Source organism: Polaribacter batillariae, assembly GCF_017498485.1.
In the GTDB taxonomy this organism is placed as follows: Bacteria; Bacteroidota; Bacteroidia; order Flavobacteriales; family Flavobacteriaceae; genus Polaribacter; species Polaribacter batillariae.
On the sequence record NZ_CP071795.1, the window covers coordinates 1,432,269 to 1,446,280 of the forward strand.

Sequence of the window (14,012 nt, forward strand, 5' to 3'; positions counted from 1 at the left end):
GAATTAAGTATTATTTGATATGGTTTTTTTAGTAACTTTTGCTAAAAATTCTTTTTAAACTTTTCTTTTTTAGTTGAATGTTTGTATTGTTTTCTTTGTTGAATTTTTTAACAATTTCAGCTTCATGTAGTTTGTAAAATTCAGGATCGAAATTGGCATCTTTTAAATGTTCCAATACATGTTCAATCGACTGGTTTTCGGTTAACCATTGGTCGAAAATTTCGTGACGCATTCGAATGCCAAAAGTATTTATTCCTAAAAACTTGTTGGATTTTTTATCAAAAGAAATGGTAATGCATTTATGTTCTTTTGGGTGTTTCCATTGAAAATAAGCTTCGTTTTCTTGCTTGCTTTTTTCGCTAAAAACCCAACCATAAGTTTGGTATTCGATGTCTAAAAACTTTGCAGAATTAAACCAATGCCCAGGTTTGTACTCTGTTTTATTTCCGCAAATCGTTTGTGCAAGTGTTTCTCCCATCATACGTCCTGTGTACCAAACTGCTTCGATATTTCTTCTTTGACCTATCGCTTCGTGTTGTTCTGCACAATCGCCAATAGCGTAAACATCTTTAACATTGGTTTCTAAAAAACGGTTAACCAAAACACCTCTTTTGGTTTCGATATTGCTATCTTTTAAAAAGTCGATATTTGGTGTAACTCCTGCAGTTAAACCAACCACGTTACAAAAAATTTCTTCGCCAGTTTCTTCAATAATTACAGAACGTACTTTTCCAAATTCATCAGCTTTAATTTCTTTTAAATTTGTATTTAAACGCAAATCTATATGATGTTCTTTAATGTGATTGTTAATCATTGCAGACTCTTGTGCTGGTAAAACTCCGTTCCAAAAGCTATTTTCGCGCACTAAAAAAGTAACAGGAATGTCTCTACTTCTTAACATTTCTGCCAATTCTATACCAATTAAACCACCACCAACAATTACGGCTCTTTTACAAACTTTGTTATTAGGTGCATGTTTTTCTAATTTTTCTAAATCTTGTTTATGGTACATTCCCATAACTCCTTCTAAATCTTGCCCTGGCCAGCCAAATTTATTGGGTTTAGAACCTGTTGCAATAATTAACTTAGAGTAGGTTAAAGAAGTTCCGTTAGAGAATTGTAAATTTTTATTTTCGGTATCTACTTTTGCAACATAACCTTTTTTTAATTCGATGTTGTTTTTTTTCCAAAACCAATCTTCGTAAGGTTGTGTATGCTCAAACTTCATATGCCCCATATATACATACATAAGTGCAGTTCGTGAGAAAAAATATTTGTGTTCTGCAGAGACAATGGTAATTTTTTTATCAGAATTTTTTCTGATATGTCTGGCTGCAGTTACTCCAGAAATTCCATTACCAATAATAACGATGTGTTCCATAATTAATTGATTGTTGCTTTTATGTCGAAGCTAAAGTTAAGAACTTAAAATTTAAATGTAGTTTAGAATTATTTTAAATAAGGAATTATTTTTTTTTGTAAGTTATCGAAAGAAGTAAAGACTTAGTTAGAAAATTTTTAATATCGAAATAAAATTAAATTCAATCAAAAAAATGAACAAAACAATTTCTAAACTCGTATTTGCAGCTATTTTAATTATAAGCTTGCAATCATTTGCTCAAGAAGACGATGACGCAAAAAGTAACATTCAAACCTACACACCTTCTAAATTATTAAATAAAGGCCAGTGGGACATTAAATTTTTTAATAATTTATATACAGAAACAAAAGGAAAGTTTGAAGGAGTTAAAAAAGATAAGCCAAGAGAAAATTATTTTACATCTACGATAGAGGTTTTTACTGGTGTTTCCGATAATAATAGAATAAATGTTGGTGCAATTTTAGAATATCGTTCAAATACCATAAATGGAAGAAGTGCTTTAGCCGTTTTTGATTTAGGAAATGATGTTAATTCAAGAAAAGGATTATCTTCTTTTGCACCAGCGATTAAAATTCAACCAATAGAAAATATTGGTAATTTTTCTATTCAGAGTGCTTTTCATATTCCTTTATTTGAAGGAGAGAAAAATACAGACGGAGTCTTTTTAGACCAAACAGCATACACATTTCAGAATAGATTTTTCTACGATTATACGTTGCCAAGTGGAGATTGGCAGTTGTTTACAGAACTAAATACAGAGTATCATTTTGGAGAAGAGGCAAGTTTTGCAAACAATACATTTGTACTAGCTCCAGGAATTTTTATGAGTTATTTTCCATCAGATAAATCTACAGTATTAGGTTTTGTACAACATTCGCAACGTTTTGGAGATTTTACTCAAGATTTTACAGCATTGGGTTTTGGAGGCAAATATCAATTAAACGAGGTTTTAAACTTAGAAGTTTTGTATAGTAAGTTTGTAAGAGGAGAAAATACTGGCTTAGGACAAAGTTTTAACATTGGTTTAAGAGCATTGTTTTAACAAAAAGAACTATTTTTAGGGAGATTTTATGAAAACAAAAAACTTCCTTTTATCTCTTTTAATATCGTTATGTTTTTCCTGTAAAAGTCAAACTAAAAAAATTAATGGTGTTAGTTTTGTAGCATCAAGAGATACCATACACAAAGTACATATAAAACCTGTACTAAAGGCACAAAGCAATTATGTTGCTTTGATGCCTTTTGGCTTTATTAGAAAATTAGCTACGCCCAAAATAATTTATAATACAAACAGGCAATGGTTTGGAGAAACCAAAAATGGCTTGCTACAATATGCGAAAAAGTTTCAAAAAGAAGGCATAAAAATTATGGTAAAACCACATATTTGGGTATATCATGGAGAGTTTACTGGAAATATAAAAATGACTTCTGAAAAAAATTGGACAATTTTAGAAAATTCTTATTTAGAATTTATTTTAACCTATGCAAAAGCCGCCGAAAATTTACAAGCAGACATTTTATGCATTGGAACAGAATTAGAGCAATTTGTAATGAATAGGCCCGTTTATTGGCAAAAATTAATCAAAGAAATTAGAAAGGTTTACAAAGGAAAACTTACATACGCAGCAAATTGGGACGAATTTAAAAGAGTGCCTTTTTGGAGTGCATTAGATTACATAGGCATTGATGCTTATTTTCCTTTAACAGATAAAAAAACACCATCAGTTGCAGATTTTGAAGCAGGATGGAAACCACATAAAAACGAAATTAAACAGGTACAAAAACAATTTAAAAAACCTATTTTATTTACAGAGTTCGGTTATAGAAGCATCGATTTTTCAGGAAAAGAACCTTGGAATTCTAATCGAGTAACAGAAAATGTAAATTTAGAAGCACAAGTAAATGGCTTGCAGGCAATACACAATCAGTTTTGGAAAGAAGAGTGGTTTGCAGGCGGTTTCGTTTGGAAATGGTTTCATAGCCACGATCGAGTTGGAGGAGAAAAAAACAACCGATTTACACCACAAAACAAACCTGCAGAAGAATTGCTAAGAAAATTATATGCTCAATAAAACATGATAATTATCGTTTTCTTTTCAAAAAATCGATTGTAAATTTGAGTAAATTAAAAATAATCATTATGAAAAAAATAGTTGTACCCGTAGATTTTTCAAATCACTCAGAAAATGCATTAAAAACTGCAGCACAATTGGCAAAAAAAACAAATGCATCTATAATTGCATTGCATATGTTAGATATACAAGAAGTTAATCTAGCAGAAAGCCCTAGTTATCAGCAAGAAAAAGCCATTTTTTTCTTAAAATTAGCAGAAAAAAAATTTAAAACCTTTTTAGAAAAAGACTATTTAAAAGAGGTAAATGTAGTGCCAATTATAAAACATTACAAAGTGTTTAGCGAAATAAATGCTGTTGGCAAAGAGGTAAATGCCGATTTAATTATTATGGGCTCACATGGTGCTAGCGGTTTAAAAGAGTTTTTTATGGGCTCAAATACAGAAAAAGTAGTTCGTTATTCCGAAATTCCTGTGTTGGTAATTAAAAACGAATTGCACGACGTAAACTTTAAAGATGTCGTATTTGCAACCGATTTTTCAAAAGAATCGATTCCTGCATTTAAAAAAATGCTTAAAACTTTAGAATTATTTAATGCAAAAAAACATATTTTGTACGTAAATTTACCAAACGAAAACTTTAAAACAACACCAGAAATGGATGCATTGGCTTACCAATTTTTAATGGAAGCCGAAGGAAATGCAGACCGTTTGATAAACGTTCATTTTGTTTGTTCTAGATCGATAGAAGATGGTATCTTAACTTTTTCGAATGCAGTTGGTGCCGATTTAATTTCAACGGCAACACATGGTAGAAAAGGATTGTCGCATATTTTTTCTGGAAGCATTTCCGAAGATTTAAGCAACCATGCTACTTTACCAATTATGACTTTTAAAATTTAGATTTTTAATGAATTGTAAGCGTTTTTTATTCTTTTTTATTTTTATTGCAACATTTTTTTCGTGTTCAGAGGATAGTGATGTTATCGTCCCTAGAAATTTGCAACAATATGTAGATGAAAATTCGAACCTAGAATTAGACGATTTAATTGCCTGCGCTGCAAATGCAGATGGAAATACAAGCTTAAATTATATTTTCTATTACCCAGAAGCTGGCGCAACAGATATTCGTTACTACGAAACTAAAGATGTAAATGTTAACGAGAAAGACTACTCTAATTACCGAAGAGAAACGTTAAGACAAGAAGATGTTTTTGGAGGAAAATTACAACGATTTTTGCGATCTGGTGCCACAGAAACATGGTGTCTGGTAACTTATATAAAAGAAGGTAAATTACATATTTCTAACCCTATTCGTTTAAAAAACGCCTCGAAAGATACAGAGTATAACTCGGAAGTAGCTATCGATTATACCAAAACCTTAGAACCACGATTTACTTGGAAAGATGGAACTATCCAAGAAAATGAAATTTATTTTCAGGTAATTTCCGATGAAGAAAACAACTTTATTTCTGGAACATATACCAAAGAGAAAACATTTAAATATTACGATACTTCTAATGTAGTTTTAAATATAAATACCACAAAACCAAAAGATTTAGTAGAAGACGAGATTTACAATTTTACATTAATGGGGGTAAGTGAAGACAATTGGGTAAACTTAATTATCGAAAAACAATTCATACCAAGAAGTTTAGAGGAATATATTGCTGTACATACAGATAAAACAATCAATACAGCAAGAGCTTTTGCAGCAAACGCAAATGGCAATAAAGAAACTACCTATATTTATTACCAGCCAGTTGCAGATGCCTACGATTTTAGATATTACGAAACAGAAGATACAAGTGTTCTTAAAACAGATTTCTCTAACTACAGAAGAAAAAACCTTACATCTACACCAGCTTTAGGAAATAAGTTTAGAAGATTTTCTAACAATAGTTCTAAAGAAGTTTGGTGCATAGTTACCTTTATTTCTGGCGATAAGTTATATGTTTCGGATCCTATTAAAACAAAAAATCAAACAAAAACTACAGAGTGGAAAAGCGAAATTACAATCGACGATTCCGAAACTTTAAAACCACGATTTACTTGGACAGATGGCACACATACAGATAATGTAAAATACCTTCAAATTTTTACGAAAAAAGACGATAGTTTTTTATCTGGTACTTACACAACAGAAAAAACATTTAAATATTACGATACTTCTAATGTAACCGAAAATTTAAATAAAAGTACGCCACCAGCATTTGTTTTAGATGATGAAAACACCCTTACTTTATTCGGAATTAGTGAAGATAATTGGGTAAATTTAGTAATTCAGAAAATTTTTATTGTGCAGTAATGAAGGTTAATAAAAGCATTTTTATAATTCCCTTTTTGCTTTTAGTAAGTTTTATACACGCACAAGAAAATCAAATTACAAAAGTTAAAATTAAAGGTCATAAAAGGTTAAAAATTTCTTATTTACAGAGTGTTATTTTAACCCAAAAAAATAAACCTTTAGACTCTTTAAAAATAGAAGAAGACATTATTTTTCTAAAAAGATTGCCTGCAATTAGCAATGTTTCTTATCAAGTAAACAAAATTCAAGAGAACAATTACGAAGTATTATTTACTATCGAAGAAAACTTTACAATAATTCCAGAAATTAACCTTTGGACCACCACAAACAATCAGTTTTCCTATAAATTAGGACTTTATGATTACAACTTTTTAGGAAGAAATATTACCTTTGGCGGTTTTTACCAAAACAACGGATTCGATTCGTACGCCATTAACTTTAGAGCACCCAACCTATTCTCTAAAAAATGGGGTGTCGCAATAAATCATCAAGATTGGAAAAGCGAAGAACCCCTGTATTTTGGAGACAAAACAGCAAATTATTTATACAATAATATTTCTTTTGAAGTTTTAGCTTTGCACCAAATCAATTTAAAAAACAGCTTCGATTTTGGTTTCAACTTTTTTTCAGAAAAATACAAATATCTATCAGGAGCTACAGATGCTTCCATCCCTCAAAATTTAGATTTAGATAAAATTCTTTTAAAACTGGTTTATTCTTACGATAGTTTAAATTATTTTTTCCAATATGTTACTGGTTTTAAAAGCGTCTTATATGCCCAATATGTAATTACAGAAAACGATTTTCAAAACGATTTTTTAATTGCTTGGAACGATTTTTTTTATTACAGAAGAATAGGAGCAAAAGGCAATTGGGCCAATAGACTTCGCTTTGGTTTGTCTTCTAATGACAAAACCCCTTTTGCACCATTTGCCCTAGACAACAATATAAATTTACGGGGTGTAGGTATTTTAGTAGATAGAGGTACAGGAAGTATTGTTTTAAATACAGAATATCGGCACACAATTTACGACAAAGGTTGGCTAGCCATACAAACCAATATGTTTACAGATGCAGGTTCATGGAGAAATCCTGGAGGCGAATTAAACGACTTTTTTAAAGAAAAAAATATCAGAATTTACTCTGGCATTGGTTTGCGTTTTATCAGCAAAAAAATATACAATGCCACCTTTAGAATCGATTATGGTTTTAGTCTTTTAAACTCAAAAAACAACTCTAAAGGCGGTTTGGTTTTTGGAATTGGTCAATATTTTTAGGGCGTTTTAACGGGCTATCCATTATATCTTTTTAGTTTTGTTCTCGATATAAATTTGTTCATTCTTCACAAATTCACTCGAACTAGCAACTAAAAAGGATGCCATTTCTATCCCTAACGCAAGTTTAGTTATAAAATAAACACTTAGTTTTGTAAAAAAATAGTATGCAAAACACATTTGTAATCGGCGACATTCATGGAGGTTTAAAAGCCTTACTTCAAGTTTTAAATAAAATTAAAGTTACAGAAGAAGATACTTTAATTTTTGTAGGAGATTATGTAGATGGTTGGAGCGAATCTGCCCAAGTTATTGAGTTTTTAATAGATTTATCAGAAAAAATTAATTGTATTTTTATTAAGGGAAATCACGATGTTTGGTGTGAAAATTGGTTAAAAAAAGATCAAGTAAACCCTACTTGGTATATGCATGGAGGAAAAGAAACCATAGATAGCTACGAAGGTTTTTCGGCAGAAGAAAAAAAGCAACATTTCGCATTTTTCGAGAAGATGCCCTTGTATTATTTAGATGATAAAAATCGTTTGTTTTTACACGCAGGTTTTACCTCTATGCATGGCGTTGAAAAAGAAATTTTTAAAGAAAATTTTTATTTCGATAGAACTTTATGGGAAATGGCTTTGGCTGCAAATCAAAAAATAGATAGCAATTCTACTTTTTATCCCAAAAGAGTGCAACATTATAAAGAAATTTTTATAGGGCATACACCTACTTTAAATTTTAATGTAGAAACACCAATGAATGCTCTAAATATTTGGAATGTTGATACTGGAGCTGCCTTTACGGGAAAAATTTGTGCGATGAATGTCGCAACAAAACAATATGTACAAAGCGATAAATTGCCAAGTTTATATCCTAATGAAAAAGGGAGGAATAAATAATGTAAATACAAGTTATAAAAAAAATCTATCAATTTCAATGTCATTTCTAACTTGTAGAGAAATCTTTAATTTAGCAATCTAAATTACATTCCAAGATTTCTCGACTATACTGCGTTTCGCTCGGAATAACAGGTTTATTTTTTACTTAAAGGATACAATTCTTGTTTAAAAAAATCTTTCGGAAAATCCTCATCACCTTCGAAACCCAACTCAATATCTTTTCCAGAATGCGGTATGTAATTTGTTTTAAAAATATAATCCCAAATACTTAAAGTTAGCCCGAAATTTACTCCATATTTTCTCTCTTCAGGTAATTTTTTAGAATGATGCCAAATGTGCATTTTAGGATTGTTTAAAACATATTTTAACCAACCATAATCCCAATTGATATTTGCGTGATTTAAGTGCCCAATGGCTATGTTAAAAAAGTGTACCAATGCCACATCTTGTGCAGAAAAACCTCCAATAATTGCCAAAGGAATGTATCGTAAAGAATTGTAAACCACGGGTTCCATCCAATGATAGCGTAAATGTGCAGCAAAGCCCATTTCTTTTACAGAGTGATGCACTTTATGAAAATTCCAAAGAAATTCAGATCGATGTAACAATCTGTGTGTCCACCATTGTACAAAATCTACCACAATAAAAAAGATAAAAATTCTTGCAAAAAAAGGTAATTTATTAATTTCTAATAGTTGAAAATTAGAAATAGATAAACCAATAATTCCTAAAATATCATTAAAAATTTCGGCGGCTGAATTAGACAAAGCAACAAGCACAATAAGGTTTAATAAAAAGAAATTAAAGAACATGTAAAAAGTGTCTAACCAAAAATCTTTTCGAAATAACGATTGGTTTTTACGCCAAGGAAAAATAGCTTCTAAAGCCCAAACAACTAGCGAAATAATAATCAAACCATAAAAATAATTTTCCCAGTTTAATTCCATCAAAACAGAATTTTTGAGATAATTCCAATAATCGGAATAAGATTTTTTTATGAGGTCTATGTATTTGTTCATATTGCCTACAAAGTGTTTTTTATATTTTTAAAACCAGAAAGGTCTGAAAATTTTGCTTTTGAAAAAAATAAAAATAATGGGTAATATAGTCGATACATTACATAAAACCCACGTTACAAATAAACTTCTAAAAGCTTACTGTTTTTAGAAAGCGAATTAAATTCTATTTTATCTATAGAAGCTGGTAACAAAATAGTTTCACCTTTTTTAAATAGATAGATTTTGTTTTCGAAATTAAGTTCCAAAGAGCCTTCAACACAAATATAAATTACAAAAGAATCTAAATTAGAGTAGTCTTTTTCAACCCTATTTTCAACAATTAAAATATTGGTTTTAAAATAAGGTGAGTGCACTAATTTATTAGAGGCATTCGTGGTGTTATAAGAAGTTTTATATTCTTTATAAGGTTTAAAATCAATTACATCAATCGCCAAATCGTTATGTAAATCTCTTAATTTACCGGTTTTAGCATCTACTCTATCGTAATCGTAAATTCGGTAAGTAATATCTGACGTTTGCTGGATTTCTGCCAATAAAACTCCAGCACCAATGGCATGAACTCTTCCTGTTGGAATGTAAAAAGTATCTCCTTTAGAAACTTTTTCGTGATGTAAAACTTCTAAAATACTACCTTCTTTTAAGTGTTTTTTGTAAGATTCTTTGTCTAATTCTTTATCGAAACCAACGATTAATTCGGCATCTTTATCTGCTTCCATTACATACCACATCTCGTTTTTTCCAAAGGAATTGTGTCGTTCTTTTGCGATTTCGTTACTTGGGTGCACTTGAATGGATAAAGGTGTTTTTGCGTCAATAAATTTTATCAATAAAGGAAATTCATTTCCAAATTGTTGGTAAACTTTATCTCCTAAAAAATCTCCTTTAAATTCTTTAATTAAATCTCTTAACGTTTTTCCTTTAAATACCCCTTCAGAAACTACAGTTTCGCTGTTTTTTACATCAGATATTTCCCAAGATTCTCCAATATTATTTTCTGAATATTCTTTATTTAAAACCGTTTTTAATTTTTCTCCTCCCCACAATCTGTAGCTAAATACTGGCGAAAATTTTAATGGATATGCTTTCATAAAAAATAATTAAAATAAAAAAGCCGAAGTTTTCACTTCAGCTTTTACTTTGTACAGGCGGAGAGACTCGAACTCTCACACCTTTCGGCACTAGATCCTAAGTCTAGCGTGTCTACCAATTCCACCACGCCTGCAACTTTTCCGAAGATTTCGGGATGCAAATATAAACAATCCTTAGAAACTACAAACTTGTTCATTATAATTTTTATATTTTTGAGAGAAATAAAAAAAACATACATGAGTTCTATAAATTCTTATATAAAAAATAACAAACAACGCTTTTTAGACGAGTTAATCGATTTATTAAAAATTCCTTCTATTAGTGCAGACAAAGCCTATAAAAAAGAGGTTTTTAATACAGCTAATTTTATTTTAGAAAGTTTAAAAAAAGCGGGTTGCGACCATGTAGAAATGTGCGAAACACCTGGATATCCAATAATTTATGGAGAAAAAATTATCAACCCGGCTTTACCCACAGTTTTAGTATATGGGCATTACGATGTACAACCAGCAGATCCTATCGATTTATGGCACTCTCCACCTTTTGAACCCGTAATTAAAAAAACCGAAAATCATCCTGAAGGAGCCATTTTTGCAAGAGGTGCCTGTGATGATAAAGGTCAAATGTACATGCACGTAAAAGCCTTAGAATATATGACTTCCTCAGGAAATTTACCATGCAATGTAAAATTTATGATTGAAGGCGAAGAAGAAGTTGGTTCAGAAAGTTTGGCGTGGTTTGTTCCAAGAAATAAAGAAAAATTAGCCAACGATGTGATATTAATTTCTGATACTGGCATGATTGCCAACGACATTCCTTCCATTACAACAGGTTTGCGCGGTTTAAGTTATGTTGAAGTAGAAGTTACAGGACCCAATAGAGATTTACATTCTGGTTTGTATGGTGGTGCAGTTGCAAATCCTATTAATATTTTAACCAAAATGATTGCTTCTTTACATGATGAAAATAATCACATTACCATTCCAGGTTTTTACGATAAAGTTGAAGATTTATCCGAAGAAGAAAGAGCTGAGATGGCAAAAGCTCCTTTTTCGCTAGAGAATTATAAAAAATCGATTGCTATTGGCGATGTTTATGGAGAAAAAGGCTATTCTACAAACGAGCGAAATGCTATAAGACCAACTTTAGATGTAAACGGAATTTGGGGAGGTTACATTGGCGAAGGTGCAAAAACAGTAATTGCAAGTAAAGCATTTGCTAAAATATCTATGCGTTTGGTGCCAAATCAAGATTGGAAAGAAATCACCAAATTATTCAAAAAACATTTCGAAAGTATTGCTCCAAAAGCTGTAAAAGTAGTGGTAAAACCGCATCATGGAGGGCAAGCTTATGTAACTCCAATAGATAATATTGCATACCAAGCAGCTAGTAAAGCCTATAAAACTACTTTTGGTAAAACACCAATTCCACAAAGAAGTGGAGGTAGTATTCCTATTCTAGCTCTTTTTGAGCAAGAATTAAAAAGTAAAACTATTTTAATGGGGTTTGGCTTAAATTCTGATGCAATTCACTCGCCAAACGAACACTTTGGTATTTGGAATTATTTAAAAGGCATCGAAACGATTCCTTATTTTTATCAATATTTCTCTGAATTACATCAGCAATCAAAAAATTAACAAAAATGGAATTCAAAATTTTTAAAATTACGGCTATAACTTGTTGTTCTTTATTAATGTTTTGTTGTTCTTCGGAAGAAAAACAGAAAGAATTTACAATTGCAGAATATGAAGCGGCTGCAAAACATATGAACCGCAATTTGTATCGAAAAGTACATAACCAGGTTTCTGGAAGCTCTTTTGTGGGCGAAAATTCTGTACTATATTCAACCACCAATAAAGAGGGAAAAAAGTTTGTTTTGGCAAATGCAAACTCTAAAACGAAAAAAGATGCTTTCGATCATCAAAAACTAGCAGAGGCACTATCTAAAGAACTCGATAAAGAAATAAAGGCAAACAAATTGCCGATTTATGGAGTTTCGATGTCTAAAGATTTAAAAACGGTAAGTTTTTCAGCAAACAGACAACAGTATATTTATAATTTATCTGATAATTCTATCTCTAAAAAAACATCAACTACAAAAAGAGTAAATAGAAACGAGCATGTTTCTCCTAATGGAAAATTAGCAGCTTATATTAATGACTACAATCTTTGGATTCGTAATCTCGAAACAGGTAAAAAAACGCAAATTACTTTCGACGGAAAAGAAGATTATGGCTACGCAACCAACAATGCTGGTTGGGTTAAAAGTGACGGAGCCGTTTTAAAATGGTCGCCAAATTCCGATAAAATTGCTACGTTTCAGCAAGATGCAAGAGGTGTGGGTATGATGTATTTAACCTCTACCAATGTTGGGCATCCAAAATTAGAAGCTTGGAAACACCCACTTCCTGGAGATAAAAAAGTTTTTAGAATAGAAAGGGTAATTATCCATTTAGGAAATCAACCAAAAACAGTTCGTTTAAAAATGAAACCAGATTTCCAAAGAGGCACCACCACAGACCATATAGCAGATTGGAATAACGAATTATTAGACGCTCAATGGAATAAAGAAGGAACCCTATTTGCATTTGTTTCTGGCTCTAGAGATCATAAAATTGCTCATTTACAAATTGCAGATGCCTTTTCTGGACAAGTTGAATCGATTTATAAAGAAGAAGTAGATACGTATTACGAATCTGGTGTAAATGCCGAAAACTGGAAAGTTTTGTTCGATTCTAACGAGTTTATTTGGTATTCAGAAAAAACCAATTGGGGGCATATTTATTTGTATGATTTAAAAACAAAAGAGTTAAAAAACCAAATTACTTCTGGAGATTGGATTGTAAAACAGGTTAAAAATATCGATGAAAAAAATAGACAAATCTATTTTACTGCTGGTGGAAAAGAAGAAGGAAATCCATACCATAATTATTACTACAAAATAAATTTCGATGGAACAAACCTCATTAACTTAACCCCTTCTAAGGGAACACATTCTGTTACTTTTTCTGATGATTATACTCTGTTGGTAGATATTTATTCTACCACAACAAATCCTCCTATATCTGTTTTAAGAAACGGAAATGGAGAAAAAATAATGGATTTAGAAACTGCAGATATTTCTGAATTAAAAGCCAATAACTGGCAAGAACCCATCGAATTTTCTGTAAAAGCAAGAGACGAAAAAACAGATATTTACGGATTAATGTTCTTACCAAGTAATTATAATGAAGCTAAAAAATACCCTGTTTTAAATTATATTTATCCAGGTCCACAATCTGGTAGTGTTGGATATTATGGTTTTAAACCTGTTTGGGGAGATTTTCAGGCAGTAGCAGAGTTAGGTTTTGTAGTGGTTGCTGTAGATGCCATGGGCACTCCAATGCGTTCTAAATCTTTTCATGATGCGTATTATGGAAACATGGGCGATAATGGTTTGCCAGATAATATTACAGCAATTAAACAATTGGCACAAAAGTATAAAGGAATGGACATTGAGCGTGTTGGAATTTGGGGACATTCTGGTGGAGGTTTTGCTTCTACAAGAGCTGTTTTTGCCTATCCAGATTTTTATGACGTTGCTGTTTCTGGAGCTGGAAACCACGACAATAGAAATTACGAAGCAGATTGGGGCGAAAAATGGCAAGGTCTTTTGGTAAACGGAAAAATGGAAGGAAAAGCAGATGGAACCACGAATTACGACAATCAGGCAAATCAATTAATTGCAAAAAATTTAAAAGGAAAATTATTAATTACCCATGGTTCTATGGACAATAATGTTCCTCCTTCAAACACAATGCTGGTTGTAGAAGCATTAATTAAGGCCAATAAAGATTTCGATATGATTTTATTCCCAAACAAAAGACATGGTTATGGAGACATGACTAATTATATGACTCGAAAACGATGGGATTATTTTGTAACTCATCTTTTAAATGCCAAACCTGCCAAAGGATTTCAAATTAAATAAT

Annotated in this window: 11 protein-coding genes and 1 tRNA gene; 8 read left to right on the forward strand and 4 right to left on the reverse strand. The window is 31.3% G+C overall.

All coding sequences use genetic code 11. The features are described from left to right. Positions 1 to 28 precede the first annotated feature (28 nt). On the reverse strand, positions 29 to 1,381 hold the full coding sequence (locus JL193_RS06265; RefSeq protein ID WP_207972971.1) for an NAD(P)/FAD-dependent oxidoreductase: 1,353 nt from the start codon (positions 1,379 to 1,381) through the stop codon (positions 29 to 31). Between the two features lie 172 nt (positions 1,382 to 1,553). On the opposite strand from JL193_RS06265, the gene JL193_RS06270 reads away from it, so the two are divergent. From JL193_RS06270 to JL193_RS06295, 6 genes are all read left to right on the forward strand, one after another. Beyond that, a complete protein-coding gene (locus tag JL193_RS06270; protein WP_207972972.1) occupies positions 1,554 to 2,423 on the forward strand; it encodes a hypothetical protein in 870 nt (289 codons plus the stop codon). 28 nt (positions 2,424 to 2,451) lie between these two features. Beyond that, on the forward strand, positions 2,452 to 3,453 hold the full coding sequence (locus tag JL193_RS06275) for a glycoside hydrolase family 113 (protein WP_207972973.1): 1,002 nt from the start codon (positions 2,452 to 2,454) through the stop codon (positions 3,451 to 3,453). 68 nt (positions 3,454 to 3,521) lie between these two features. Beyond that, positions 3,522 to 4,355: a universal stress protein gene (locus tag JL193_RS06280; RefSeq protein WP_207972974.1), complete on the forward strand. Its 834-nt coding sequence runs from the start codon at positions 3,522 to 3,524 to the stop codon at positions 4,353 to 4,355. A gap of 7 nt (positions 4,356 to 4,362) precedes the next feature. Further along, complete coding sequence (locus tag JL193_RS06285; RefSeq protein ID WP_207972975.1) at positions 4,363 to 5,760, forward strand: hypothetical protein; 1,398 nt, start codon at positions 4,363 to 4,365, stop codon at positions 5,758 to 5,760. After that, on the forward strand, positions 5,760 to 7,037 hold the full coding sequence (locus JL193_RS06290; RefSeq protein ID WP_207972976.1) for a POTRA domain-containing protein: 1,278 nt from the start codon (positions 5,760 to 5,762) through the stop codon (positions 7,035 to 7,037). The genes JL193_RS06285 and JL193_RS06290 overlap by 1 nt, the downstream gene beginning before the upstream one ends. Positions 7,038 to 7,201: 164 nt before the next feature. Next, positions 7,202 to 7,933 carry a metallophosphoesterase family protein gene (locus tag JL193_RS06295; protein WP_207972977.1) on the forward strand — a complete coding sequence of 244 codons (732 nt, stop codon included), beginning with the start codon at positions 7,202 to 7,204 and terminating at the stop codon, positions 7,931 to 7,933. Positions 7,934 to 8,067: 134 nt separating this feature from the next. Here the strand turns inward: JL193_RS06295 and JL193_RS06300 are convergent, their stop codons facing one another. From JL193_RS06300 to JL193_RS06310, 3 genes are all read right to left on the reverse strand, one after another. Then, positions 8,068 to 8,952 carry a sterol desaturase family protein gene (locus tag JL193_RS06300; protein WP_207972978.1) on the reverse strand — a complete coding sequence of 295 codons (885 nt, stop codon included), beginning with the start codon at positions 8,950 to 8,952 and terminating at the stop codon, positions 8,068 to 8,070. A 113-nt stretch (positions 8,953 to 9,065) separates the two neighbouring features. Beyond that, positions 9,066 to 10,040 carry a type I phosphomannose isomerase catalytic subunit gene (locus JL193_RS06305; RefSeq protein WP_207972979.1) on the reverse strand — a complete coding sequence of 325 codons (975 nt, stop codon included), beginning with the start codon at positions 10,038 to 10,040 and terminating at the stop codon, positions 9,066 to 9,068. Between the two features lie 52 nt (positions 10,041 to 10,092). Then, a tRNA-Leu gene (locus JL193_RS06310) sits at positions 10,093 to 10,174 on the reverse strand. Between the two features lie 103 nt (positions 10,175 to 10,277). On the opposite strand from JL193_RS06310, the gene JL193_RS06315 reads away from it, so the two are divergent. Together JL193_RS06315 and JL193_RS06320 are read left to right on the forward strand one after the other, a co-directional pair. Next, on the forward strand, positions 10,278 to 11,678 hold the full coding sequence (locus JL193_RS06315; protein WP_207972980.1) for a dipeptidase: 1,401 nt from the start codon (positions 10,278 to 10,280) through the stop codon (positions 11,676 to 11,678). Between the two features lie 5 nt (positions 11,679 to 11,683). Continuing rightward, complete coding sequence (locus JL193_RS06320; protein ID WP_207972981.1) at positions 11,684 to 14,011, forward strand: S9 family peptidase; 2,328 nt, start codon at positions 11,684 to 11,686, stop codon at positions 14,009 to 14,011. The last annotated feature ends 1 nt before the right edge of the window (position 14,012 follow it).

What these genes read in the sequence shown, in the direction of transcription:
- JL193_RS06275 (WP_207972973.1), top strand. Translation starts at nt 2,452, where the DNA reads ATGAAAACAAAAAACTTCCTTTTATCTCTTTTAATATCGTTATGTTTT.
- JL193_RS06280 (WP_207972974.1), top strand. Translation starts at nt 3,522, where the DNA reads ATGAAAAAAATAGTTGTACCCGTAGATTTTTCAAATCACTCAGAAAAT.
- JL193_RS06295 (WP_207972977.1), top strand. Translation starts at nt 7,202, where the DNA reads ATGCAAAACACATTTGTAATCGGCGACATTCATGGAGGTTTAAAAGCC.
- JL193_RS06265 (WP_207972971.1), bottom strand. Translation starts at nt 1,381, where the DNA reads ATGGAACACATCGTTATTATTGGTAATGGAATTTCTGGAGTAACTGCA.
- JL193_RS06315 (WP_207972980.1), top strand. Translation starts at nt 10,278, where the DNA reads ATGAGTTCTATAAATTCTTATATAAAAAATAACAAACAACGCTTTTTA.
- JL193_RS06300 (WP_207972978.1), bottom strand. Translation starts at nt 8,952, where the DNA reads ATGAACAAATACATAGACCTCATAAAAAAATCTTATTCCGATTATTGG.
- JL193_RS06320 (WP_207972981.1), top strand. Translation starts at nt 11,684, where the DNA reads ATGGAATTCAAAATTTTTAAAATTACGGCTATAACTTGTTGTTCTTTA.
- JL193_RS06285 (WP_207972975.1), top strand. Translation starts at nt 4,363, where the DNA reads ATGAATTGTAAGCGTTTTTTATTCTTTTTTATTTTTATTGCAACATTT.
- JL193_RS06270 (WP_207972972.1), top strand. Translation starts at nt 1,554, where the DNA reads ATGAACAAAACAATTTCTAAACTCGTATTTGCAGCTATTTTAATTATA.
- JL193_RS06305 (WP_207972979.1), bottom strand. Translation starts at nt 10,040, where the DNA reads ATGAAAGCATATCCATTAAAATTTTCGCCAGTATTTAGCTACAGATTG.
- JL193_RS06290 (WP_207972976.1), top strand. Translation starts at nt 5,760, where the DNA reads ATGAAGGTTAATAAAAGCATTTTTATAATTCCCTTTTTGCTTTTAGTA.